Below are 23,251 nucleotides of genomic sequence, written 5' to 3'. Positions count from 1 at the left end.
GGCGGCAGCTTATATGAAATGCTCCTTTAATCATAATGCAGGGGCGTTTCTGAAAGGTGTATCTTAGGCACGAGGGATGATTTTTCAAAAACGCCCTTTCTATATAGTTTAGGCTTTTGCATATAGGATAACGGGGGATGTAAAATAATATCCTCCATAATAATTTCTACTCTAACTATAAAAGCATGTATACCTGTAGAAGGCGCTTGTGATTTTAGTTAGCTTAAATTATATTCCGGTCACGCATTCCGGGGAAATTATTATTCCGGAAATTATTTTACATCCTTTTTAGATAGTCTGTATCCTAATTTATATAAACAAAAATATACGAGGAGGAGTTGCGATGAATTATACTTTGCCCAGAGTGAAGGTGTATAACAAAAAAGAGGGTGCTACACCATGCTTTAAAAATTTTGATTTAGAAGGCAGTATGTTAAATGAAGAGTATGGAGATATCGCCGAGCTGTTTCGGTACAAGTTGTGGAATTACAGTGAAATAGCTCTTTCGCCGGAGAATTCTGTTGCCGTAAGGCTGGTTTATGGGCTTCCTCCGCAGGAGCTTGCAGATAATGACGAGCTGTACAAAAAACAGGGCTACTGTATTGACGTTAACGAAGATGGCATTACAATCAAGTCTTTATGCCGCGACGGGCTGATAAATGCAATTTCTACTCTGAAGCAGCTTTTAACCAAAAAGGATGACGGATATACTGTTGGTTTTTGTGAAATTGCCGACTGGCCATCAATAGAAATAAGGTCGGTTTCCAATACGTTTGCATGGTATGCCGGGTATGGGCGGCTTGGCTTTGATATGCAGTTGTGGGGCTTTGAGGAGTGGAAGGAATATCTTAATATCTGTTCCGATTTCAAAATCAATCAGTTCAATATGTGCATGTACGGCTACTGGCCGTTTGAGTTTGACGAATACCCCGAGACTGTGCTTCGCAATTACCCCGTTAAGGTGTGGAACGAGGAAAGCAAGAATTGGGTTGAGGTAAGATACAGCCATCCCAATTTATCGCAGGAGTTTTTAAGCAAATTATTCGATTACGGTCATAAGCTGGGCTTTAAATTTTTTGCATATATAGGACTGAACAGCTACAGCGGCGGGTACCCCAGTATTTATAAGGAAAAACGGATGAAGCTGCCGGAGAACAGCAGGTTTGTAAATGATTTTGACACTCTTTGCTTAAGCCAGCCGGATACTATTGAGTACCTGAAGTCCGCCATGAGGCGTATTGCCTCTCTTGGCTACGACGGAATTGATTTTGAGGAAAGCGAGGAATCCTTCTGGTTTTGCAACTGCGAAAAATGCAGTGAAAAATACCTCGATAAGTATGGTACTCCCGCCGAGGCAAAGCACCACGCCAATTATGAGCTTCTTAAAATACTGTATGAAGCGGTGAGGGATGTAAACCCCGATATTGTTATAGGAGCAAGGATGTGGCGTGAGCCGCCGCTTGAAAAGCCGCAGGAGTATTTAAGGGAGATGGTGGCTTCTGTGCCGCCCGATATGGTGCTGTTCTGGGCTCCGGGGCTTTACTGCGGCGAGAATGAATTCGAAAAATGGGCGAAGGCCTTCGGAAAGGACAGAATATGGGCAAGAGACACTGAATCAAACGCCGTTTCAGCATGTATGGGACGCCTTATAAGAACCTTCCGCTCCAACGGCCTGCGCTGTGACGAGGAAACCAACCACCAGTATATTGAAGAGGATATACGGCAGCACATAGGCTCTGTTAAATTGGGGGTAAAGGGCATCAACGGCTATATGTTTGAATGGTACGGTTTTTTCCTTCACCTGTTTGCACACGCCAATTATGGATGGGGAAGCATTATGGAGCCGGAGGAGTTCTACGATTATGCCGTAACGGCGGTGTTTGGAGCAGGCTTAAAGGATGATATTCTTTATGTTCTCAAAAACATGTTTACAATACACGAAAGCCAGATGAAGATATTCCCCACCGAGTTCCCGTTTGCGAGGAACAAGGTTGAAAAGCGTGACATTCCCGCCATACAGGCCGCTATTGCCGATCATGACAATATAATGCTGAGGCTGAACAGAGTCAAGGCTGCCGTGGACGCAGACTCAAGGCTTAAGGTCTATTCCCCGCACTTTGAAAAGCTTATTGTGGCAAACCTAAGAAATAGAGTGATATATGACTTGGCACTGGCATCCATAAGCTATGACAATGCGCCCACAGAAGAGGAAAAAATTAAGTACTTAAAGGAAATGTCGCTGCACAATGAAAGGAATTTTGAAATAGTCAGGAGCAATTATTTTGATGTTAACCCTGTATCGGAGACAGGCACCAAGTCATGCATGATACCGTACCACGAGCTCCGGCGCGTCATCAACAACGCGCTGGACCCGGCCAATGCGGATAATGTGCCTGTCTATCTTGGAGTGGAAGCACTGGGATGGTTATGGCTGTAGGAGGCGTGAGAGCATATGGCAAAAGATATTTCGGTACTGATAGGAGTAGATGTAGAAACGGATGTCGGGAGCTTTACCCCTTTTTACGAGGGCGTTAAAAAGGGTGTCCCCATCCTTCTTGAGATGTTTGACAGGCACGGCATCAAGGGCACCTTTTATTTTACGGGAGAGTCGGCAAGAGAGAACCCGGAGCAGGCCAAAATAGTCGCTGCCGGTACCAGCGAGGTGGGGTGCCATTCGCTGTACCATGAAACCGTCGGGGACGAGCTTTTTCCTCTACCGGGAGTAAATCCGTTGCTGCCTCATGAGGTGTTCCCTCGCCTGGAAATGGCTACCGAATGGGTAAGGGAGGCTTCGGGCGTGGCTCCGAAGGCCTTCCGCTGCCCCAGACTGTGGGGCTCAACTGCCGTTGTGAATGCCTTAGAGAGGCTGGGCTATACCTCCGACGCAACCTATCCCATGTATTTTTACAGGGATAAGTTTGCACCGTATCATCCGTCGAGAGAGGACTGGACAAAGGAGGGCGACATGCGCTTGGTTGAAATCCCCAATTTTGCAGATATGACTATGGTCAGCAACGACAGCCCGTTGGAGCGGGACAGGGATCAGTGGCCGCTTTTCAGAACGAAGGGAGCCGAATACCTTATGAAGCGCTCTATGGACTTTGCCGCCTTTGCGGAAGGAAAGGGGCTTCCGGTGGTGCTGTGCTACTATATACATCCGTGGGAGTTTATACCCTGCAAAAAAAGCTATAACTTTGGTGAGGCCACTGTTATACCTGATGAGTTTATTGTCTCAGGCTGCGGTGACATTGCAATAAGAGAGTTTGAAAGGCTTATCGTGCTGCTGAAGGAGCAGGGAGCATCATTTAAAACTGCCGCTGAAATTGCCGGGGAGCTTAAATAGCGCAAGGGAATTTTCTGCCGCTTTATATTCTAAGAGGGGAGTTGAGTTTTTTGTCCGATAGAGCTAAGCAAAGGCCGTTAATAGATATTAAGGGCTGTTCGGTAACATTTCCCAATGTGAAAGCTTTAGACGATGTGTCCTTCACACTGTATCCGGGAGAATGCCTGGCTTTGGCAGGAGAAAACGGCGCGGGAAAATCCACGCTTGCCAAAATCATTATAGGTGCGTACAAAGGAGACATTAAAAGCTTTGAGGTTGACGGGCAGGATGTGCTTAACAAAAACTACAATGTTAAGATGTCGCAGCAAATGGGCATAGCGGTGGTTCATCAGGAGCTGCAGCTTATCCCTGAGCTTAACGGCATTGAAAACATTTTTATAGGAAATTACACCAAAAAGGGTATGTTTGTGGACTGGAAGGCCTTAAAGCGCAAGGCTCAGGAGATACTTGAGTTCCTGCAATGCGATATACCGCTGGAGGTTCCGGTAAAAAAGCTGAGAATGGCGGAGCAGCAGATTATACAGCTTGCAAAGGCAATTGTTGTTAAGGCAAAGGTTGTTATTCTGGATGAGCTGACGGCGGTGCTTCAGGAAAGCGATATAGAAAACATATTCCGTCTGGTGCGCCTGCTTAAAGCTCAGGGGATAGGAATCATATATATTTCGCACCGCTTGGACGAGATTTTTGAGGTGTGCGACAGGTTCAGCGTAATGTGTGACGGAAAGCTGACTCATAGCGGAAACGTGGCTGATATAGATAAGGACAAGCTTATAACCATGATGATAGGCCGTGAGCTGAAGCAGGTATTTCCTAAGGTAAACACAAAGCTTGGAGAGACTGTTCTTGAGCTTAAGAATTTTACCTCCGAAAAGGCCTTTAAGAATATTGACATGACACTTAAAAAGGGGGAGGTAGTGGGTATTGCCGGTCTGGTAGGAGCAGGCAAAACGGAGCTTATAAACTCAATCTTCGGGTCATACCCCCTAAAGTGCGGAAATCTTTTCCTGAACGGAAGAAAGGTAAAAATCAAATCACCCATTGATGCCGTTAAGAATAAAATTGCCCTTGTGCCGGATGAAAGAAAGCGTCTTGGACTGATTCTCGGTGCCGATATAAAGACTAATACATCGCTGGTTTCACTGCGCCGCTATAAAAGATTGCGCGGGCTGTTTTTAGATCATAAGAGGGAAGCGAAGGAAGCCTTTTTGATGTGCGAGAAGATGAAGCTCAACTACTCCTCAATCAACCAGAAGGCGGGCAAGCTGTCGGGAGGAAACCAGCAAAAGATTGTTATAGGCAAATGGCTGCTGGAAGAGGCTGAAATTATAATTTTTGACGAGCCGACAAGGGGAATCGACGTGGGAGCCAAATCGGAGATTTATAAGCTGGTTAACCAGCTTACTCAGGAGGGCAAATCAGTAATTATAGTCTCTCCCGAGCTGGAGGAGCTGATAGGCCTCAGCAACCGTGTTTATATTATGTTTGAGGGCCGGTTCAAGGGCTGTGTTGAGGGAGATGCAATAACACAGGAAAATATTATTAATAAGATGCTGGGGGTATAAAAATATGAGCTCTGTAACTGCTGAGTTGGAAATGAAAAATAAAAGGTCGGCTAGGCTGTTCATGCAGGAATGGATAGTATTGTTCATCCTCTTAGGACTTGTAGTGGTATGTTCAATTTTTGTTCCCAATTTCTTTGACAGTAAAAACTTTTTAAATATTGCGCGGCAGGTCTCGTTTATCGCCATTATTGCCATAGGCGAGTTCTTTGTAATTTTAGTCGGCAATATGGACATGTCGATAGGCTCGGTAATAGGCTTTGTGTCGGTATTGATGGCTACCCTTGTAAAGAGCGGGACAAGCGTGGGAACTGCTATTGTGCTTGTTTTAACGGCCAGCGTCGCCATAGGCCTTATTAACGCGGCAGTGTCTGTCTACGGAAAGGTTCCGTCCTTTATAGCGACACTGGCGACAATGCTGGGAATAAAGGGTATAAACTACCTCATGTCAAGCGGCATTCCCATTTCCGGGCTGCCAAAGTCCTTTAATGTAATCGGAATGGGGTATATAGGAGGCTTTCTTCCCGTTCCTGTAATGCTGATGCTCGTTGTGGCGCTGATATGCTGGGTGTTTACAAACCATACACAGACAGGAAGGAATGTTTTTTCTGTGGGGGGCAATGAGGAAGCGAGTACGCTTTCGGGAATAAACACAAAAAGGATTAAGACTCTGGCGTTTGTGCTGTCTTCGGTACTGGCGGCTGTAGGAGCCATTGCGCTTACCTCCAAAACAATGGCAGGCCTGCCCGCGGTGGGTGACAACATGCTGTTTGATGTCATGACGATATGTGTGCTTGGAGGAACCTCTCTTACAGGCGGGCGCGGAAAGGTGTGGGGGGTGGTTATAGCCTCTCTGATTCTGGGCGTTATGGACAATGCAATGGTTCTGCTTTCAATAAACACTTATTGGCAGTGGATTGTAAAGGGAGTCATCCTTGCTTCGGTTGTGCTTATTGATATGAATTCAAAAAAAGATTGATAAAAAAGAGGTGCGGAAATGGAAAAGGAGTACGGGAAAACAGTGTGGTTTTTCCCCGACGGGGAGCTTCCCCCTCCCGGTGAAGGGGAAATGAAGGGACATGAATCAATTGTGATTTTAAATCCCAATTCAAGGGATGCCAATGTTAAAATTACATTGTATTTTACCGACTTGGAGCCTGTTGAAAATATCACCGCGACTGTCAGGGCAAAGAGGGTAAGATGCATAAGAACTAATAACCCTGAGCATTTGTGCGGCTTTGTTTTACCGCTGGAGACTCAGTATGCAATTAAGCTCTCCAGCGATGTCCCCATCATTGCGCAATATGGAAGACTGGATAACCGCCAGCCCAACATGGCGTTTTACACAACAATGGGAATATGCGAATAATTAAGGGATCAGAATTATCTTAAAACTAATAGAGTGAAAAAGGAGACTGTTACCATGGCAAACCGTATATGTATACCTGATTACGAATATAAAGAGAGGGCGCAAAGGGTTGCAAGGCTTATTGAAAAAAACAATCTGGATGTTTTAATTGTTAACTCAAATGAAGCGGATTATGCAAATGTAAGATATTTCAGCGGCTTCTGGCCTCTTTTTGAGAGGGCCGGGCTTGCGATAACGCCACAGGGCAAAACCGCGCTTATGGTGGGACCTGAAAGCAGGGTGTATGCTTCAGATTTTTCCAGAGTTCAGGATATTTTCATGCTTATGGAGTACAGGGAGTCAGCCGACCCCAGCTATCCCGAGGTGAAGGCCGAAAGATTTCAGGATGTGTTCAGCTTTCTGGGGGTAAACGGTTCCAATTTAAGAATAGGTGTGGCAAGCCTTTTGGACACCAGTGTTGTAACTATGCAGGGGATAAGGGACAGCTTCCCCAAGGCGGAGATTGTTGACGCAAACCATATCATGATTGAGATGCGTAAAATCAAGTCTGAAAATGAAATTGCATGTATGAGAGAGGGCTTCAGGATTACAGAAATTGCTACCCGTGAGGTGATAAAGGCCATTCGGCCGGGGGTGACCGAGTGCCAGATGGTAGGGGTGGCGCAAAAGGCCATTTATGAGAATGGGGCGGAGTATGAGGGGCTTCCCATGTACGTTTTCAGTGAGGCCTCCACACGCCATGCAATTTCACGTTCCTCCCACAGAGAGATAAAGAAGGGTGATATAGTTCAGCTCAACCTTTCTGCAAAGGTTGACGGGTATTCTCCTTCGGTGGGGCTTCCCATAAGCATGGGCAAGCTGTCGCCTGAGCGCAGGGCGTATATAGATTTCTGCTGGGAGGCGCACCAGTGGACTGAAAAGCAGCTTAAGGCAGGAGTTTTAGCAAGCGATGTTGCAAAGGGCTTTTATAAATTTTACAAGGACAGTGGACATGAGAGCAATTACCTCTACGGCCCATGCCACGGAACGGGAATGATCGAGGTTGAGGCGCCGTGGATGGAAACCATTTCGGACTATGTTCTTGAACCCAATATGACGTTTCAGATTGACACATTTATTACAACGGATACCTTTGGTGCAAGGTGGGAAAAGGGAATTGTCATAAAGGAGGACGGTATTGAAAACCTGTGTGAAGCGATAGGAACGCTTCATGAGCTGGATTTCTAAAGGCAATGGAATAGATAAGGGGCTGCGCATGGCTTACCCATCGCGCGGCTCCGATAAAAACAAGGGGGGAGTCACTTTTGCGGTACGGGCAATTCATAAAGGAGCACGGAGACAAGAAGTTGACGTTGAAATTCAGCATTCTTCAGTTTACCTTCTGGTCTACCTGGTGTTCTTTTTTCTCGTTTGCCGGAATGTATTTTATTCATAGCGGATACAGCTATTCCTTTGTCGGTGCCGCAATGTCAGTGGCTATCTGCTGTGGAATCGCGGGCCAGGTGTTCTGGGGGTTTTTATGTGATAAGCTGCAATCCATTAAAAAAGTGTTTATTCTGGCAAACATATTACTGCTTGCGGCAATACTGGCGCTTGCCGATCCTAGGTCACCATACAGCGTGCTTATTTTTATAGGCTTTCTGGGCTTTTGCCAGACACCCCAGCCCGCTGTTTTAGATAGCTGGATTCTGAAGAAAAATGTAAATACACCACTTAACTACGGCTTTATACGCATGTGGGCATCTATAGGCTTTTCCTGCTTCGGATGGATTATAGGCATAAGCATTGAGGGGGCGGGCTACGGGGTAATGTTTGTGTTTGCCGCGGCCTTTGTGGCGGTTACGCTGGCGGTTTCACTGCTTGTGTCTGACTGCGGTGGGGGAGGCGAGGGAATAAGGCTGGGCGATTTGCGGCTGAGCTACGGGCGGCTTATTAAAAACAGAAGATACCTGCTGTTTCTGGCGGCGTGCTTTTTAATCGGATTTGGAAATCAGGCGACGGACAACCTGCTTTCACTGGTTGTATCGGAGGTAGGCGGAGGCTCGGGGGATCTGGGGATGATTATATTTCTTTCTGCCATAACGGAGCTGCCGTTTTTTTTCTATTCCGCAAGGATATTTTCCCGGTTCAGCCCCAGGCAGTGCTTCTGGTTCAGCTGCTGTGCCTATGTGCTGGAGTATACAATAATTGCGCTTGCGCATTCCACCACAATGGTTGCTGTTGGGGTGCTTTTTCAGGGCATAGGGTTTTCGGTGCTGCTGCCCAACCTGCGCACCTTTGCGCATGACAATTCTCCTGAGCAGATGCGTACATCGGCGCAGACGCTTACTGACGCTGTATTTGCGGGGCTTGCCGGAATGGCGTCTTCAGCTTTTGGCGCGGTAATTATAGAGCGGGCGGGAGTAGGCGTTATGTTCGGGCTGTGCGCGGGTGCTGCCATACTGGCAATGGCACTGTTTTTAAAGGTTACAAAGGCAGGCGCAGTCAGCCATTAAGCTGCTGTGCCTGCCTTTGTACTTTACTCACATGGTATATAGATGCTGCTTAAACTTTTCTTTTTTAAGTAATAGTTATAATCAGGCTTATCCTCTGATACGCATGTAAGCAATATGTTTTTTTCATCAGCAAGAATATGCTGAATCAAGTACCCGTTCCCTATTTGAAGGATACATGTCTATTTTAAAGCCGTCTGAACAGGATTAAAGGATTAAAAAGATTTACAGGATGAGTGCTTTTGTTATTAATCTTATCCATCCTTTAATCCTTTAATCTTGTTCAGACGTTTTTATCCCCATGTCTTTCGGTAATTTTAAAAACATACGGGAAATATATTGTTCATATTATCTTAGTATGATGTTTAAATTAAGGGAGGGGGTGGCTGTATATGGTCGTTCAGCCGGGAAATACACACGGCGTAAGCGATGCGGTGCTTGTATGGCTGTCCGAGGGCGACGCGGAGGATTGCGTTATTCAGGATATACTGGCAGCAATAAAACAGAGGCACAGGGTTTGCGTGTACCGCTCGGGGCAGGCGCCGGGCGAGGAGGTGTACAGAAGGGTTATTCTTGACAACGCTGCGGAAGGATGCCTGCCATGAGGTGGCTATATGTTGAAAGCAATTGCATATGTTAGGCTGTCGAGGGATGAGGACAGAAAGAACTATGCCTCACTGATGAATCAAAGGGCTGTCATTAATACCTATGCACAAAAAAATTCAATAAAAATTCTGAGGGTTTATGAGGATGACAATGTAAGCGGCTACACCTTTGACAGGCCGGGACTAAATGAACTTAAGAGCTGCTTGGCAAGCAGTGATATTGATATTATTATTGCCAAGGATCTTTCAAGGATAGGGCGGCATAATGCTCTGACCCTTCTGTTTCTGGAGGATGTAAGGGCTGCGGGAAAGAGAATTGTGCTGACTGACGAAATGTCGGGAGGCTATGACAGCTCAAAGGACGATGACGATATAATAGGCATTAAAACATGGTATAATGAAAGATATGTAAAGGACATATCAAGAAAAATAATAAGCACGCTAAGAGAGAAGCAGCAAAGAGGGGAGCTTCTGATAAGGCCCCAGTTCGGCTATAGCATTGACAGAGCCCGCAATTGCCTTGTGCCCGATGAGGAAAAGGCCCGCATAGTACGGGAGATTTTTGTCTTGTATACCGAGGGCAACGGATACAGAAGAATTGCGGAATGCTTAAATGAAAAAGGATGTATTACTCCCTCGGAGGCTATAGCAGAGAGCTGCGGCAGCAGGGGAAGGGAATATAAAAATATTATTTCCCATGCATGGTCTCCTACACATGTATCAAGAATTCTCAAGGACGATGTGTATATAGGCAGCTTAAGACAGGGAAAGACAAAGAAGCCCTTGATAAAGGCGAGATCCGTCAGAGTCAGCGCAAATGAACACATGCTTTTTGAGAACAGGCATGAACCAATAATTACAAAAGAAGATTTTTATTTTGTTCAGGATATGATGAAGCGGAGGGACAAGGTCAAATACAGGGGTACAGGGAAGGCGGGAGCGCGTGAAGGCAATATTTTCTCAGGACTGCTTTTTTGTGCCGAATGCGGGGCATATATGGTTGCACATACCCTTAAAACGGGTGAGAAAAGCTATGTCTGCGGAACATACCACAGACGGGGGGCAAAGCACTGCTCCAGCCACCGCATTAAGGAGCGGCAACTGATTAATTATATTAAGGGACACCTTATATTCATAAGGAGCCGCATGAAAGGTTTTATAAGCTCACTTGATGCGGAAATAGAGGTCAGGCTGCGAAAGGAGAAGCAATGTGGCAATGCTGCCGGAAGCCTTGAAAAGCAGCTTGAAGCCTTGAAGGCGGAATATAGGGGGTTGCTTTCGCAGAAACTTAAGGATATTATGGTGAATGAGGATATGAAGCAAACGGTGGAGGAGGCGTACGGCGAGCTTGAGCGTCAAAAGCTCCAAAGCATAGCTTCCGTTGAAAGGCATTTGGAGAGTATTGCCCAAAGGGCCTTGTGCATAAGCTCCTTTGAAGGGGGCGCGCGGAATGCTGTTAGCGTCTTAAACGGTATCATTGGGGCGGAAAAGCCGCGCAGACACAATGTTGAGCTTATAGTCAAAAGAATACTTATAGGCTGTGGCGGCAGTGTTGAAATAGAGCTGGCCGAGAACATTGACAGCTTGTGCAGAATATTCCCCGAAGCCGGAATTGAGAGCCTGCGGCAATAGACGCAGGGCCTGAGTGCTTACACGGTGTACAGCTATCCGGGTGGGTATGTAATGGTATTGGCAAATAGCTTGCCGGAATTTTGTTATATTAAAAAGTTCCGGTTATAAGGGGGAGTAAGGAACTTGAAGGAATGCAGAGCAGGGTGCGGGGCGTGCTGCATAGCACCCTCGATATCCTCGTACATACCCGGAATGCCTGATGGCAAGCCGGCAGGGATAAGATGCGTGCAGCTGACAGAGGATAACAGGTGCAGGCTGTTCGGAAAGCCGGAGAGGCCGCTTGTGTGCCTGTCCTTGAAGCCCTCGGAGGAGATGTGCTTAAGCAGCCCTGAGGAGGCGGAAAGGTCTTTGGCACATCTCGAAAGTACTACATGCCCGGACGGGGGAGACGGTAAATGAAAATAAAAAAGCGGGCCGAAATTTTTAAAGTGGCCCGCCTCTTTTATCCTAGCGACGGTGTCCTATCAGGTCGATTGAACCAAGCACTATATGTGCCAGCCCAAAGCCCGCTATTCCCCATGACAAATACGGCGCGGTGCGCTTAAGACCCAGACCCGTTGCCGTAACTGCTGTCCCAAGAACTGTTGGGATTAAGCCCTCTCGAATTTTCATAGAAGCTCCCTCCCTTTGCTTTAAATACTCTATAAATTTTTTATAACGTCTCCGCTTTCCAAATAAAAATTCTGCTTGAGCTTTAGAAGGCTTTGACTATAGATAGTCTGGGCACTTTTAAAAAAAATATTAAAGAATATATTGGAGCTTTATCCTGCCCGATATTTACCGTGAATTAAGCAGTATTTGTTCATAAAATATTAACATTTCTAACACTGCTCCGTCACAATTATGGGATATTATTAAACTGATTATTTATATCAAATTGTTGGAATTTTGGGTGGCTAAAAGGAATTTGAGGAAATTCCGGCATAAAGCTTTTCAAAATAACACCTATTTTAAGGAGGTATACATGTGCGGCTACAAGCGGTAAAAAAGGTTTCGGGATTTTTTAATAAAAGTGTTTTAAAGAAGGCTGCCATAGGGGCTGTGGCATTGGTGGCTGTGGGAGTAATTGTTGTTGTGCTGGTATCTAAATTGGGTTCGTCAGGTAATAACTCAGCGATCCAGCAGAGAACGGCAATAGCTTCCAAAGGAGATATAGGTGTCAGCGTCAGCGGATCGGGCCCTATAGTTTCGTCCAACGAATCCAAGATAACCTCGGCGGTGGCAGGGAAGGTTACAAATGTGCTGTTTAAAGAGGGCGATTCCGTTAAAGTGGGAGATTTGCTGATGGAAATTGATGATTCTGAGGCAAAGCTTAACGTGGAGAAAATTAAAAACAGCATTGCACAGGCACAGCTCACTGCAAACAGTGATTCAAAGAGCTTGCAGGGACTTGATGTGAAGGCTCCGTTCAGCGGCAGGGTAAGCAATATAACCGCCCTGAAGGTGGGTGACGAGCTGGGTAAGAACGCCAATATACTTACCATTACCGACACCTCAAGGCTAACGGCAAACGTCACATTCAGCGAAGCCGTCATAAGCGATATAAAGGTGGGGCAAAAGGCTGTTGTAAATATTCAGGATATGATGCAGTCGGTAGACGCTACCGTTTCGTATGTAGGGAGCTCTCCCTTTGCCTCAGGCTCGGGAGGAAGGGTCTACAACGTTGAGGTGACGCTTGACAATCCGGGAAGTATAACCGACGGGATGAGCGTAAGCGTTGAAATAGATACCAAAAGCGGTTCGCAGATGAGTGCCGGAACAGGAATGCTTGAGTATGTAAGCACTCAGGTTGTTAAAAGTGTTTCGGGGGGTACCGTCAGAGGCATAAATGTAAAGGAAAATCAGCATGTTGAGTCAGGGGAGACCTTGATTCAGATTGAAAATGATGACCTGCATGTATCGGCTCAGACCACATCCCTAAAAATGGAGGACTTGAATTCGCAGTTGGAATCCGCCCAAAAGCAGCTTTCAGAGTTTAAAATCTACTCTCCTATAGACGGTGTCATTGTATCTCAGACTATAACGGTGGGAACAACAGTGAAAAACGCCGATATGCTTTGTGTCGTTTCAAATACTCAGGCTATGGAGTTTGAAATAGACATTGATGAGCTGGATATTGCAAAGATTGCCGAGGGACAGAAGGCCAATATAACAATTGACGCCTTGCCTCAAACCACTTCATCTCCTATATCAGGAGAAGTATCAAAAATTTCCATTCAGGGCAACCCTTCAAATGGCGTAACTACATATCCCGTTACTGTAAAGATAAGCAATACCGACAGCCTTAAAATAGGCATGAACGCCAATGCCGAGATAATAGTAAATGAGAAAAAGGATGTTGTTATGGTTCCTATTGACGCTGTGCAGACGGTTCAGGGCAAAAGCTTTGTCAGGCTGAAAAGCAGCGGAGGGAGCCGGACCGGAAGTTTTCCCGCAAGGGATAGTGAAGGCAAGAGGTCTTCAGAGGGTGCGGTGGGTAATGCTTCCGCAGGGCGAAGGGATTCTAATGCCTCCGCACCCGGCCCGGGTGAGACGGCGGGTGGCAACAGGCAGCAGCGAGGCCAAGCGGACTTTAGTGTAAGGCAGGGAACGGAACCAGCAAATTCAGAGTTTGTTATAACATTTGTTGAAGTAGGTATAAACAACGATGAATATATAGAAATTATAAGCGGACTTCAGGAGGGGGATGAGGTTATTGTCACCTCTGTTACAGCATCAACCGGCCAGGGCGGTGCTAATATGCAATTCTCGGGAGGTATGGGAGGTATGGGGGGAATTGGAGGAACAACCCGCACCTTCCAGATAAGCGGCAATTCGCAGAGAAGCAGGCCTTAAGAAGGATCTGGCGACGGTGTTCGGGGAGGAAAATATGATTCAAATAACAAATATGTACAAAAGGTATAAGATGGGAGACAATGTAATAAATGCGCTGAATGATGTTTCACTGCATATAAAAAGGCATGAATTTGTAGCCATAATAGGACCGTCAGGGTCAGGGAAATCCACTCTCATGAATATGCTGGGATGTCTTGATACGCCTACTGAGGGAACTTACATATTAGATGGTGATGAGGTCAGCAGACTAAAGGATGACAGACTCGCGGAAATAAGGAATAAAAAAATAGGCTTTATATTTCAGGGCTTTAATCTGCTGCAAAAGCTGACTGCAATAGAAAATGTCGAGCTCCCCCTGATTTATCAGGGAGTGGGTACAAAGGAAAGATACAGAAGGTGCAGCGAGGCCCTCGAAAATGTCGGATTGGGAGACAGAATAAATCACAGGCCAAATGAGCTTTCGGGAGGGCAGCAGCAGAGAGTGGCAATTGCCAGGGCGCTTGCAAGCCAGCCTCCCATATTGCTGGCGGATGAGCCGACGGGAAATCTTGACTCAAAATCGGGAGTGGAGATTATGCGCATTATGAAGGAGCTTCACGCAGGCGGAAATACAATAGTGCTTATTACTCATGACAACAATGTGGCAATGCAGGCAAAAAGGGTGGTGCGAATTCAGGACGGGCAGATTATTGAGGACAGGGAGGTGGAATAGTGGGCTTTTTTCAGGCATATAAAATGGCTATAAAGAGCATTTTAAGCAACAAGGTTCGCTCCTTTCTGACTATGCTGGGGGTAATTATAGGGGTGGCCTCGGTTATTGCGGCAGTTGCCTTTGCACAGGGCAGCACAAAGAGCATAACAAGCTCCATAGAAGAGCTGGGGACAAATTTGATACAGGTTACAATTATGGGAAGGAACAGCAACAGGAGCGTAAGCTATGAGGATTTGCAGAGGTTTGGGGCGGAAAACAGCTCCGAAATAGCCATGATTGCCCCTCAGGTAAGCACCGGTGCTACGGTAAAGGTGGGCACAAAAACAGGTGACACTTCATTAATAGGCACCAGCTCGGAATATGAGGTTATAAAAAGCACCGGCGTTCAGGAGGGAAGGTTTTTACTTTCCTTCGACAATGACTATATGCAAAAGGTTGCTATTGTGGGCACCGCTGTGGTTAATGACGTGTTTGACGGGCAGAACCCTGTGGGCCGGAGCATGAAAATAAACGGACACATATTCAAGGTGGTAGGTGTGCTGACAGAAAAGAACGGAGGGCAGAAGCAGTCGGATGACGACCAGATAATAATTCCCTTTAAGGTGGCTCAGAGAATGGGCAGGCAGATGATGATTGCAAACTATCTGGTTCAGGCCGCAACTCCCGATACTGTGGATGCTGCCATGAAAAAGCTGGAGGACTATTTCACAAAAATATATCACGATGAGAATGCCTTCCGTGTGTTCAATCAGGCCCAGATGATTTCCACATTAAACAGCGTAACGGGCTCAATGATGGTTGTGCTTGGAGGCATAGCTGCCATTTCGCTTATAGTCGGGGGCATAGGGATTATGAACATAATGATGGTTTCCGTTACTGAAAGAACTCGTGAAATAGGCATAAGAAAGGCCATTGGAGCAAAGAAAAAAAGCATTTTAATACAATTTCTTATTGAGGCTGTTATGGTAACAGGGATTGGGGGCTTACTGGGTGTTTTGTTCGGCGTATCCATAATATATTTTATCATAGGAGGCTTCAACATAACGACTCCTGTATATTCTCCCCTGTGGATGAGTCTTTCCTTTGGGATTTCACTTATAATAGGAGTTGTGTTCGGCATGTTTCCGGCGTATAAGGCGGCCAGGCTTAATCCCATTGATGCGCTTAGATTTGAATAATAATACGGAGGTACTAAAAAAATGAGAAGGGTTATTTCTGTAATTTTGATTTTCACGTTAATATGTGCTTCATCTGTTATACAGGCAGGAGCGGCAGGCGCACCGGATAAGGCATATTATACCGACTCTGCGGTAAGGCTTGCTTCTCTGGGAGTAATAGAGCCGGTATCCGACTCTTCATTTACGCCCGAAGCACTTGTTACAAGAGGGCAATTTGCCGTAATGATGGTTACGGCAGCCAATCTTAAAAGTGATGCGGATGCATTAAAGGGCTCTACAATGTTTTCGGATGTAGACCCCAAAAGCTCAGTATCGGGATATATTGCAGCCGCGGTAAACAATGGATATATCTTGGGAATGACCGACGGCAAATTCAACCCGGGGGGCAGCATTACATATGCTCAAATATGTACCTCCGCTGTAAAGGCACTGGGGTATACCGATGCGGATGTTCCGGGAATATGGCCTAAAAACTATATTGATAAGGCGTCAAGCCTTAAGCTTACTGAAGGCATAAGCTTTAAAAGCAGCGACAGCGTCCCGCTATGGGCAGCCGCTTTGATTATAGACAGGCTTTTGGACACCAATGTAAAGAAGGCTTCGGCATCTGATTCCGATAAAAGCTTTGCAGATGCGTCAGGGCTTTTTTCGCAATGCATAATACTTGCCGATTCTGTTACCTCGGATAAGCTGGGAGACAATGAGGTGCTGACAGACAAGGGAATATTGTATGTCAAGGACAAAGCAATTAAGCTCGATTTAGGCAATACATACCGTTTACTCGTAGAAAAGGATACCATAAAGGCATCTTACGGGAGACTTAAATATACCGACGGAATTTCGGTGGACGGTATTGCCGACACAAAGATTTCATACACTGATGAGGACGGCAAGACGCAGTATAAAATTCTTCCTGAGAAAACTGCATATTACTATAACGGGGTTAAGCAAAGCTATGACAGTCTGAAGGAAGTAGTGCAGACGAGAAGCTCAATTGTTTTTGCATATAACAGCGACAGGACGGGGTATGAATATGCCGTGGTTTTTGACCCTGTATACAGCAGCCCGGAGGTGGCAAACAGCTACCGCACTATTTCAAATAAGATTGGCTCCATTGATTTGTCGGGCCTCAGTGTCATAAAGGATGGGGCATTAGCCCAAATTCAGGATATCGAAGAAAATGACGTAATATATCAGGTGTCGGATATATGGGGTAAATATAAGTACATACTTGTTACTTCAAATAAGGTGGGGGGCAAAATAACCGCCATACTTCCCAACAAGCTTTCTCCCAAGACTCTTAAAATAGACGGAACTGACTACAGCTTCAGCAAGAACATGGACTTTTCACAGCTGGGCGACCTGTCCTCAAGTCTGGATGTGGACGACAATATAATTGCCATCTTAGGCTACGACGGGAAAATCGTAAGCGTAAAATATTCGGGAAGCCAGGACAATTCGCAGTATGCGGTGGTTTTGAACCAGAGCAGTAAGGTTGTCGGAAACGAAACCTTTTACTCGGTGAAGCTTTTGACCTCGGACGGGGCTATCGGAGAATATAGCTGCGCGTGGAATACAGAAGAATTCAAGGGCAAGCTGGTAAAAGTAAAAAAGCTCGGCAGCGGTGAGGCAGATCTTGAAACGGTAGTATATAACTATCCTACAGGTGTGTATACCAATAAGAATGAAAGGCTGCTGAACTCAAATTATGTAACTAAAAATGTAAAAATATTCAATGTAATATCAAATAACAGCGGTGAGGACGCTGTTGCAGGAATATTGAACTGGAGCGACATGCCGGAGGGCAGGATAACCGACGGAGAGATACATTTTACAGGCATTACGGGAGATTTTGAGGATGTAAGCGTAATTCTTGCCAACGACATTCTCAAGGAAAAATACAAGCCTGCCATTATAAAGGATATAACCGCCCAAACCACAGACAGCGGTGTGTCCAGATACTCTTACACCATGACTGTTAACGGGCAGGATTACCAATACAGCAGTAATGCTGCCGGAAAAATAGGACAGATAGGCTCGGTATTTAAGCTGAAATTGTCCAAAGGCTCGATTGACGGAGATTCAATAATAAATTATGGTGCAGAAAAAAGCGGGACTGTGATACAGGCGTTCGATTCTCAGAGAATAAAAATTGATGGAAGGGTTTACTGGTTTAAGAATAATTTGTCTGTATATCAGGTGGACGCTTCGGGAAATGTTACCTTTAAGACTATAGCGGATTTAAAATCGAATGTTGCGTATGGGAAAATTTCCCTATACCTCGATAAGCCCTCCGCCTCAGGGGGAAAGGTTGAGGTTATAGTTCTAAGATAACAAGAGGAAATGAAAAGCCTGACTTAAAATTTAAAAATTGTTCACAAATTCCCACACTATTAACACGCAAAATAGATCATACTAAGTGTTGGAGGAGGTGATACAATGAAGCTTATGAGGATTGCTGCTACCGCTGCTATTGTTGTCGGAATTATGTCTTCTGCGGCATTTGCGGCTGTTGAACCGTCATCAGGGCCTGCAACCGAGGTTAGGAAAAACAGTCCTGTAGAAAACAAAGAGAACAAAGCCAATAAAGAGAATAAAGACAACAAAGAGAACAAAGAGAACAAAGACAAGAAAGAAAGCAAAGACAAGAAAGACAGCAAAGACAACAAAGAGAACAAAGACAAGAAAGAAAGCAAAAACGACAAAGACAACAAGGACAACAAAGACAGCAAAGACAGCAAAGACAGCAAAGACAGCAAAGACAGCAAAGACAGCAATAAGTGTAAGGACAAGTGCAGAAGTCTTGAGGAAAAGGACCCCGTAAAGAGGCTGGAAGCAAAAAAGGGAAAAATACAGGCAATGGTGAGGGACGGGGAAATTACTCAGGAGAAGGCCGATGCAATAATTAAGAAAATAGACATCAGAATAAAAGGAATTAAAGAGTTTGACAGCTTAAATCCCCAGCAGAAAAAAGAGAGGCTTTTAGCCGACTTTAAGGCACAGCTTGACAGGAAGGTAAAAGAGGGGAAGCTTGAAAAGGATAAGGCAGAGCAGTTGGTAAAAGAGTTTTCGGAGAAGATAGAAAAGTGGGATGGAAAAGGATACCCCGATTTTCATAGCAAGGGATCTGGAAGCCATAAAAGAAGTGAAGAAAAAAATAGCATATAGCTTGTTTTAAAGTAAAATCCGGATTAAAAGGGCCTAATCTTCATAAGGATTAGGCCCTTTTAACCTATATAAAACAGTTATATAATTATAATTAAAAGAGTGCTTTTTGTGAGGGGGATATGTTTTTTGGACAGGGTTAAAATATTGATTGCAGATGATGAGCTGCCCATGCTGAAGCTTGTGTCCGATTTTCTTAAAAGAGAGGGCTACAGTGTGCATGAGGCCAGAGATGGAAGGCAGGCTCTTGAGCTGTTCCATAAAGAGAAAAGGTTCGATTTGGTGATTTTGGATGTCATGATGCCTGAAATTGACGGCTGGTCGGTATGCAGGGAAATACGGCAGCAATGCTCGGCTCCAATTATTATGCTCACGGCAAAAAGTGAGGAAAGCGATGAACTCTATGGGTTTAATTTAGGAGCTGATGAATATATAACAAAGCCCTTTAGCCCTCTTATACTGGTTGCAAGAGTTCAGGCGCTTTTAAGAAGGGCGGGAAGGGATAAAAAATCACTCAAGGAATATAACGGCTTAAAAATAGATGAGGTGGGGCATGTGGTATATCTTGATGAAAAGGCTGTTGATTTAAGCCCTAAGGAGTTTGAGCTGCTGGTGTACCTCACTGATAATGACGGGATTGCGCTGTCGCGGGAGCAAATATTAAATACAATATGGAATTACGATTATTTCGGAGATGTAAGAACTGTAGACACTCACATAAAAAACCTGAGGCTTAAGTTAGGTGGTAAAGGGGATTATATCCAGACAATAAGGGGACTTGGATATAAATTTGAGGTGAAAAATGAAACTTACAATAAGACTTAAGCTTTTTGCTGTAACAGCGGGGTTGATACTCTTCTTTGTGTCGCTCTCATGGCTGCTGAACATCTTTTTTCTGGACAAGTACTATTTGTACAGCAAAAAAAATACGCTTATGGATGCTTATAGCCAGATAAACAGAATATACCGGGGAGATCCCGACGACATATCCTTAGAGCTTGAGAAATTGGAGAGCATTAAGGGTATGCGTATAACTATACTTAATAAGAAGCTTGAAGTAAAATACAATGAAAGGGTCAGAGAGCTTGTACCTGTCCCAAGACTTTTCAGACGCAGTGATGCTCAGGAATATGGCGAAATAAGCGGTGCTATGGGAAGGCGGTTTTCTCAGGATTTTATTAAGAATGGAGTAATAATTGAAACCAGCAGGGATGACAGGCTGAATGCCAGCTTTATAAGGCTGTTTTCTCCTCTTGACAATGGAGACTATATATTTTTGAGCATGTCTGTATCCGCCATACAGGACAGTGCGGATATAGCAAATAAGTTTTTCCTGTTTACAGGCATAATAACGCTTCTGGCGGGAACCGTTATTGTTTTTTTCATGACGGGAAAATTTACAAGGCCCATACTGGAGTTGAACAAAATTACAAAGGGAATGACAACTCTGGATTTCAGCAGGAGATATCCTGTTAAAAGCCAGGATGAGATAGGGCAGCTTGGAGAAAGCATAAACTCTCTTTCCGAGCAGCTTGAGAGCTCAATATTTGAGCTTAAGGAGGCAAACCAAAGGCTTACAAAGGATATTGAAAGAGAGCGCAAGATAGATGAAATGAGAAAGGAGTTTGTATCCAATGTTTCTCATGAGCTTAAAACGCCTATTGCGATAGTTCAGGGCTATGCCGAGGGGCTGAAGGTGAATGTCAACAAGGATGAGGAAAACAAGAACTTCTACTGCAACATGATAATAGATGAGGCCTTTAAAATGAATAAGCTGGTTAAGCAGCTTTTGGAGCTTTCCAAAATAGAATCGGGTATGCTGGCTCCCGAGAGGGTGGATTTCAGCATTTTTGAGCTTATAGACCTTGTGCTTGTAAAAAGCTCTCTTATAATAAAGGACAAGGGAATAGAGCTGATCTTCGACAGGCAAGAGGAGCTGCGTGTAAACGCTGACTTTGACAGGTGTGAGCAGATACTGCTGAACTATATAAACAATGCGGTGGATCATGTCGACGAGAAAAAAGTGATCAGGGTCACAACTCAGGTAAAAAACAGAAAGGTGAGGGTATGTGTTTTTAACTCAGGGAGACATATTCCTGACGAATGCATCGACAAAATATGGATGAGCTTCTATAAGGTAGACAAGGCAAGGACAAGACTATACGGGGGCACGGGTTTGGGTCTTTCGATTGTCAGGGCAATACAGGAATCGCACGGCAACGAGTATGGTGTAAAAAACCTCGAAGGAGGAGTGGAATTCTGGTTTGAGCTGGATATATCTGACGAACATAAAAAATATATTTAAAAACCTCAAAAAAGAATGTATAATATGAATGAAAAGGATGATGGAAACGAGCTGTCATCCTTTCAGCATTACATAAGAGAAAAGGTTTCAGGCATTGAACAATGCCGTTTCTCTCCAGAGAGGACAGGTTAGGCGTATGAATGAGGGGTTGCTCCTTGAGAAGGCCAAAAAAGGAGACGTTGAGGCATTTGAACAATTGATTGCGGGCTATCAGAAGAGGGTATTTAATATTGCGTTAAAAATGATAGGGAATCCTGAGGATGCAAGTGAGCTTGCTCAGGAGACCTTTATAAGAGTATTTAAATCCATTGGTAAGTTTAAGGAGGAATCCTTGTTTTCCACATGGATATACAGAATAGCCACAAATATTTGCCTTGATGAATTGAGGAAAAGGAAGGGAAAAAAAGAGATATCCTTAGATGAGGATATTAAGCTTGAGAACGGAGAGGTAAGCCGGCAGATAGAGGATACCGGCCCTTCTCCCGAAGCTGTTGCGGAAAGAAATGAGCTGAGGAGAAAGGTAAACGATGCTATTGGGCTTCTTACCGAGGAGCACAGGCTTGTTATAATAATGAGAGATATTCAGGGCTTTAGCTATGAGGAAATTGCCAAAATAACAGGGTGCCCTGAAGGGACGGTTAAATCGAGAATAAACAGGGCAAGGCAAAGCTTAAAACAATTACTTAAAGACAGGGTGGAACTTTTAAATGAGGAGTACGTCAAATAATGTATTGCAGAAGGGAGGGATGGACGTGGATAAATGTAATGCTGTAAGGGATATGATTGTTCCGTATATTGAAAATGAGCTGGATCAAGACTTGCGTAACCAAGTAGAAGAGCATATCGAACAATGTGAGCTTTGCCGGACTGAGCTTTACGATATAAAGCAGGTGATGGAGCTGTGTGCCGGTATGCCTCAGGAGGAGCTGCCTGAAGATTTTCACAGTCAGCTTCATGAAAAGCTGGTTGGCATAAGCGCAGGACAAAATGCTTCGGCCTCTTTAAAAAAGAGCAGACTCGCATTTATAAACAGCAGATATTTAAAAATCTGTTCGTCAATAGCGGCTGCGCTGATACTGGCGGTGCTGCTTAGAGGACTTTTCCCTTACACAAAAACACACGACCAATCCGAACCCTTAAATATGAGACAATTCAGCTCTTCAGGCTCTGTAGGCTCAGAGGCGGATCTGGAAAACGATGCCGGTATGGCTATGCTGCCTGATTCGTCGTTATATGGCGCAGAGAATGGAGAGATCATTATAAGCGAAAAGCAGGAAAAGGAGTCCGGCAGCGGTGATACAGGCTCATATAAGCAGGATAAGCCTGTGCAGGCGCCTGCAAAGAAGAAGGAAAATCAAAGCTCCATAGATAAGCATACCCCCAAAAGTACCGTGGAGCATGAAAAAACACAGAGAAGCTTAAAAGAGGACAGGGGTGCGGGTCAGGAAGACAAAAAGGAAGCCTGTCTTCAGGGTGTGGACTTAATTTTGAAGGTAGATGACCCCGAGAGCGGAAGAGAAGAAGCAAGGACATATATCGCAGACTTCGGAGGGAAGCTTACGGAGGCTGAGGCTTCGGGGGAGCAGGATATGAGCGGCTTTGCTGAACCTGCTGAAGCAGGAGGCCCTGCCGAAGTCATCGGATCAGGCAAGCTGGCCTTTGAAATGCCGAAGGTTCAATACAGCGGCTTTATAGAGAAATTGGGAAATGCCTTTGGGCAGGATTCCCTTGTGGTGGGAGAGAGTAAGTCGGTAGATGTTAAAGACCGGCTAGACTCCTTGCAAGACCAGCTTTCAGGCTTGAACGAAAAGAAAGCTTCGGCTCATGAAGAAATGGTGCCTGAAGAAGCTGTTAAAACAGAGGAGGAAATAGGCTATGTGCAATGGGAGTTGGATAATCTAAAGCACAGCCTTGAAAATATCAGCGTTGTTCTTTCCGTCGAAAAGAAGGGTGCCGCAGGAGATGCTTCCGGCGATAAGGAGATCCAAGCTCCGGATTCTCCCTGAGGCTTTGGCGCCTTATGATTGTTCCACTGCTTACATTTTTTACAGGGTCG

General features: G+C 45.1%; 20 protein-coding genes. 19 read left to right on the top strand and 1 reads right to left on the bottom strand.

The window, feature by feature from the left end:
* Nucleotides 1-343: 343 nt before the first annotated feature.
* From DFR58_RS09985 to DFR58_RS09940, 10 genes are all read left to right on the top strand, one after another.
* Complete coding sequence (locus DFR58_RS09985; RefSeq protein ID WP_114297707.1) at nucleotides 344-2,437, top strand: glycoside hydrolase family 20 zincin-like fold domain-containing protein; 2,094 nt, start codon at nucleotides 344-346, stop codon at nucleotides 2,435-2,437.
* A 15-nt stretch (nucleotides 2,438-2,452) separates the two neighbouring features.
* Complete coding sequence (locus tag DFR58_RS09980; RefSeq protein ID WP_114297706.1) at nucleotides 2,453-3,343, top strand: polysaccharide deacetylase family protein; 891 nt, start codon at nucleotides 2,453-2,455, stop codon at nucleotides 3,341-3,343.
* 50 nt (nucleotides 3,344-3,393) lie between these two features.
* On the top strand, nucleotides 3,394-4,905 hold the full coding sequence (locus tag DFR58_RS09975) for a sugar ABC transporter ATP-binding protein (protein ID WP_147273166.1): 1,512 nt from the start codon (nucleotides 3,394-3,396) through the stop codon (nucleotides 4,903-4,905).
* Nucleotides 4,906-4,909: 4 nt separating this feature from the next.
* Nucleotides 4,910-5,881 (top strand): ABC transporter permease, encoded by a 972-nt coding sequence (locus DFR58_RS09970; RefSeq protein WP_114297704.1) that lies wholly within the window; start codon nucleotides 4,910-4,912, stop codon nucleotides 5,879-5,881.
* An 18-nt stretch (nucleotides 5,882-5,899) separates the two neighbouring features.
* Nucleotides 5,900-6,271, top strand: a complete 372-nt coding sequence (locus tag DFR58_RS09965; RefSeq protein WP_114297703.1) for a sensory rhodopsin transducer — start codon at nucleotides 5,900-5,902, stop codon at nucleotides 6,269-6,271.
* Between the two features lie 54 nt (nucleotides 6,272-6,325).
* Nucleotides 6,326-7,498 (top strand): M24 family metallopeptidase, encoded by a 1,173-nt coding sequence (locus DFR58_RS09960; protein WP_114297702.1) that lies wholly within the window; start codon nucleotides 6,326-6,328, stop codon nucleotides 7,496-7,498.
* Nucleotides 7,499-7,575: 77 nt separating this feature from the next.
* The gene (locus tag DFR58_RS09955) at nucleotides 7,576-8,766 is read left to right on the top strand and encodes an MFS transporter (RefSeq protein WP_170138108.1); all 1,191 of its coding nucleotides are present in this window, start codon (nucleotides 7,576-7,578) and stop codon (nucleotides 8,764-8,766) included.
* Nucleotides 8,767-9,155: 389 nt separating this feature from the next.
* On the top strand, nucleotides 9,156-9,368 hold the full coding sequence (locus DFR58_RS09950) for a hypothetical protein (RefSeq protein ID WP_114297700.1): 213 nt from the start codon (nucleotides 9,156-9,158) through the stop codon (nucleotides 9,366-9,368).
* 9 nt (nucleotides 9,369-9,377) lie between these two features.
* The gene (locus DFR58_RS09945) at nucleotides 9,378-11,000 is read left to right on the top strand and encodes a recombinase family protein (protein WP_114297699.1); all 1,623 of its coding nucleotides are present in this window, start codon (nucleotides 9,378-9,380) and stop codon (nucleotides 10,998-11,000) included.
* A 123-nt stretch (nucleotides 11,001-11,123) separates the two neighbouring features.
* A complete protein-coding gene (locus DFR58_RS09940; protein ID WP_114297698.1) occupies nucleotides 11,124-11,399 on the top strand; it encodes a YkgJ family cysteine cluster protein in 276 nt (91 codons plus the stop codon).
* Between the two features lie 48 nt (nucleotides 11,400-11,447).
* On the opposite strand, the gene DFR58_RS09935 is transcribed toward DFR58_RS09940, so the two are convergent.
* Nucleotides 11,448-11,606, bottom strand: a complete 159-nt coding sequence (locus tag DFR58_RS09935) for an asparagine synthase (RefSeq protein ID WP_479722738.1) — start codon at nucleotides 11,604-11,606, stop codon at nucleotides 11,448-11,450.
* Nucleotides 11,607-11,966: 360 nt separating this feature from the next.
* Between DFR58_RS09935 and DFR58_RS09930 the strand changes: the two genes are divergently transcribed.
* From DFR58_RS09930 to DFR58_RS09890, 9 genes are all read left to right on the top strand, one after another.
* Nucleotides 11,967-13,835: an efflux RND transporter periplasmic adaptor subunit gene (locus DFR58_RS09930; protein ID WP_170138107.1), complete on the top strand. Its 1,869-nt coding sequence runs from the start codon at nucleotides 11,967-11,969 to the stop codon at nucleotides 13,833-13,835.
* Nucleotides 13,836-13,869: 34 nt separating this feature from the next.
* Nucleotides 13,870-14,547, top strand: coding sequence for an ABC transporter ATP-binding protein (locus DFR58_RS09925; RefSeq protein ID WP_114297695.1), 678 nt, complete (start codon nucleotides 13,870-13,872; stop codon nucleotides 14,545-14,547).
* The gene (locus tag DFR58_RS09920; RefSeq protein ID WP_114297694.1) at nucleotides 14,547-15,725 is read left to right on the top strand and encodes an ABC transporter permease; all 1,179 of its coding nucleotides are present in this window, start codon (nucleotides 14,547-14,549) and stop codon (nucleotides 15,723-15,725) included. Before DFR58_RS09925 ends, DFR58_RS09920 begins: the two co-directional genes overlap by 1 nt.
* Nucleotides 15,726-15,746: 21 nt before the next feature.
* Complete coding sequence (locus DFR58_RS09915) at nucleotides 15,747-18,059, top strand: S-layer homology domain-containing protein (protein ID WP_114297693.1); 2,313 nt, start codon at nucleotides 15,747-15,749, stop codon at nucleotides 18,057-18,059.
* A 105-nt stretch (nucleotides 18,060-18,164) separates the two neighbouring features.
* Nucleotides 18,165-18,893, top strand: coding sequence for a hypothetical protein (locus DFR58_RS21850; RefSeq protein ID WP_170138106.1), 729 nt, complete (start codon nucleotides 18,165-18,167; stop codon nucleotides 18,891-18,893).
* Nucleotides 18,894-19,019: 126 nt separating this feature from the next.
* On the top strand, nucleotides 19,020-19,715 hold the full coding sequence (locus DFR58_RS09905; RefSeq protein WP_114297692.1) for a response regulator transcription factor: 696 nt from the start codon (nucleotides 19,020-19,022) through the stop codon (nucleotides 19,713-19,715).
* On the top strand, nucleotides 19,693-21,195 hold the full coding sequence (locus DFR58_RS09900) for a sensor histidine kinase (RefSeq protein ID WP_114297691.1): 1,503 nt from the start codon (nucleotides 19,693-19,695) through the stop codon (nucleotides 21,193-21,195). The genes DFR58_RS09905 and DFR58_RS09900 overlap by 23 nt, the downstream gene beginning before the upstream one ends.
* A gap of 136 nt (nucleotides 21,196-21,331) precedes the next feature.
* Entirely contained in the window at nucleotides 21,332-21,922 is a 591-nt protein-coding gene (locus DFR58_RS09895; RefSeq protein WP_114297690.1) for an RNA polymerase sigma factor, read from the top strand.
* Nucleotides 21,903-23,201, top strand: coding sequence for an anti-sigma factor family protein (locus DFR58_RS09890; RefSeq protein WP_114297689.1), 1,299 nt, complete (start codon nucleotides 21,903-21,905; stop codon nucleotides 23,199-23,201). The genes DFR58_RS09895 and DFR58_RS09890 overlap by 20 nt, the downstream gene beginning before the upstream one ends.
* Nucleotides 23,202-23,251: the final 50 nt, after the last annotated feature.

It is taken from the genome of Anaerobacterium chartisolvens, assembly GCF_003337415.1.
Lineage (GTDB): Bacteria > Bacillota > Clostridia > Acetivibrionales > DSM-27016 > Anaerobacterium > Anaerobacterium chartisolvens.
The sequence above is the reverse complement of the archived record's forward strand: the minus strand, read 5'-3'. Positions and strand labels throughout refer to the sequence as shown.

Coding starts and splice junctions, on each gene's coding strand:
- DFR58_RS09950 (WP_114297700.1), top strand. CDS start 9,156: ATGGTCGTTCAGCCGGGAAATACACACGGCGTAAGCGATGCGGTGCTT.
- DFR58_RS09970 (WP_114297704.1), top strand. CDS start 4,910: ATGAGCTCTGTAACTGCTGAGTTGGAAATGAAAAATAAAAGGTCGGCT.
- DFR58_RS09900 (WP_114297691.1), top strand. CDS start 19,693: ATGAAACTTACAATAAGACTTAAGCTTTTTGCTGTAACAGCGGGGTTG.
- DFR58_RS21850 (WP_170138106.1), top strand. CDS start 18,165: ATGAAGCTTATGAGGATTGCTGCTACCGCTGCTATTGTTGTCGGAATT.
- DFR58_RS09925 (WP_114297695.1), top strand. CDS start 13,870: ATGATTCAAATAACAAATATGTACAAAAGGTATAAGATGGGAGACAAT.
- DFR58_RS09915 (WP_114297693.1), top strand. CDS start 15,747: ATGAGAAGGGTTATTTCTGTAATTTTGATTTTCACGTTAATATGTGCT.
- DFR58_RS09945 (WP_114297699.1), top strand. CDS start 9,378: ATGTTGAAAGCAATTGCATATGTTAGGCTGTCGAGGGATGAGGACAGA.
- DFR58_RS09895 (WP_114297690.1), top strand. CDS start 21,332: ATGAATGAGGGGTTGCTCCTTGAGAAGGCCAAAAAAGGAGACGTTGAG.
- DFR58_RS09965 (WP_114297703.1), top strand. CDS start 5,900: ATGGAAAAGGAGTACGGGAAAACAGTGTGGTTTTTCCCCGACGGGGAG.
- DFR58_RS09980 (WP_114297706.1), top strand. CDS start 2,453: ATGGCAAAAGATATTTCGGTACTGATAGGAGTAGATGTAGAAACGGAT.
- DFR58_RS09890 (WP_114297689.1), top strand. CDS start 21,903: ATGAGGAGTACGTCAAATAATGTATTGCAGAAGGGAGGGATGGACGTG.
- DFR58_RS09960 (WP_114297702.1), top strand. CDS start 6,326: ATGGCAAACCGTATATGTATACCTGATTACGAATATAAAGAGAGGGCG.
- DFR58_RS09985 (WP_114297707.1), top strand. CDS start 344: ATGAATTATACTTTGCCCAGAGTGAAGGTGTATAACAAAAAAGAGGGT.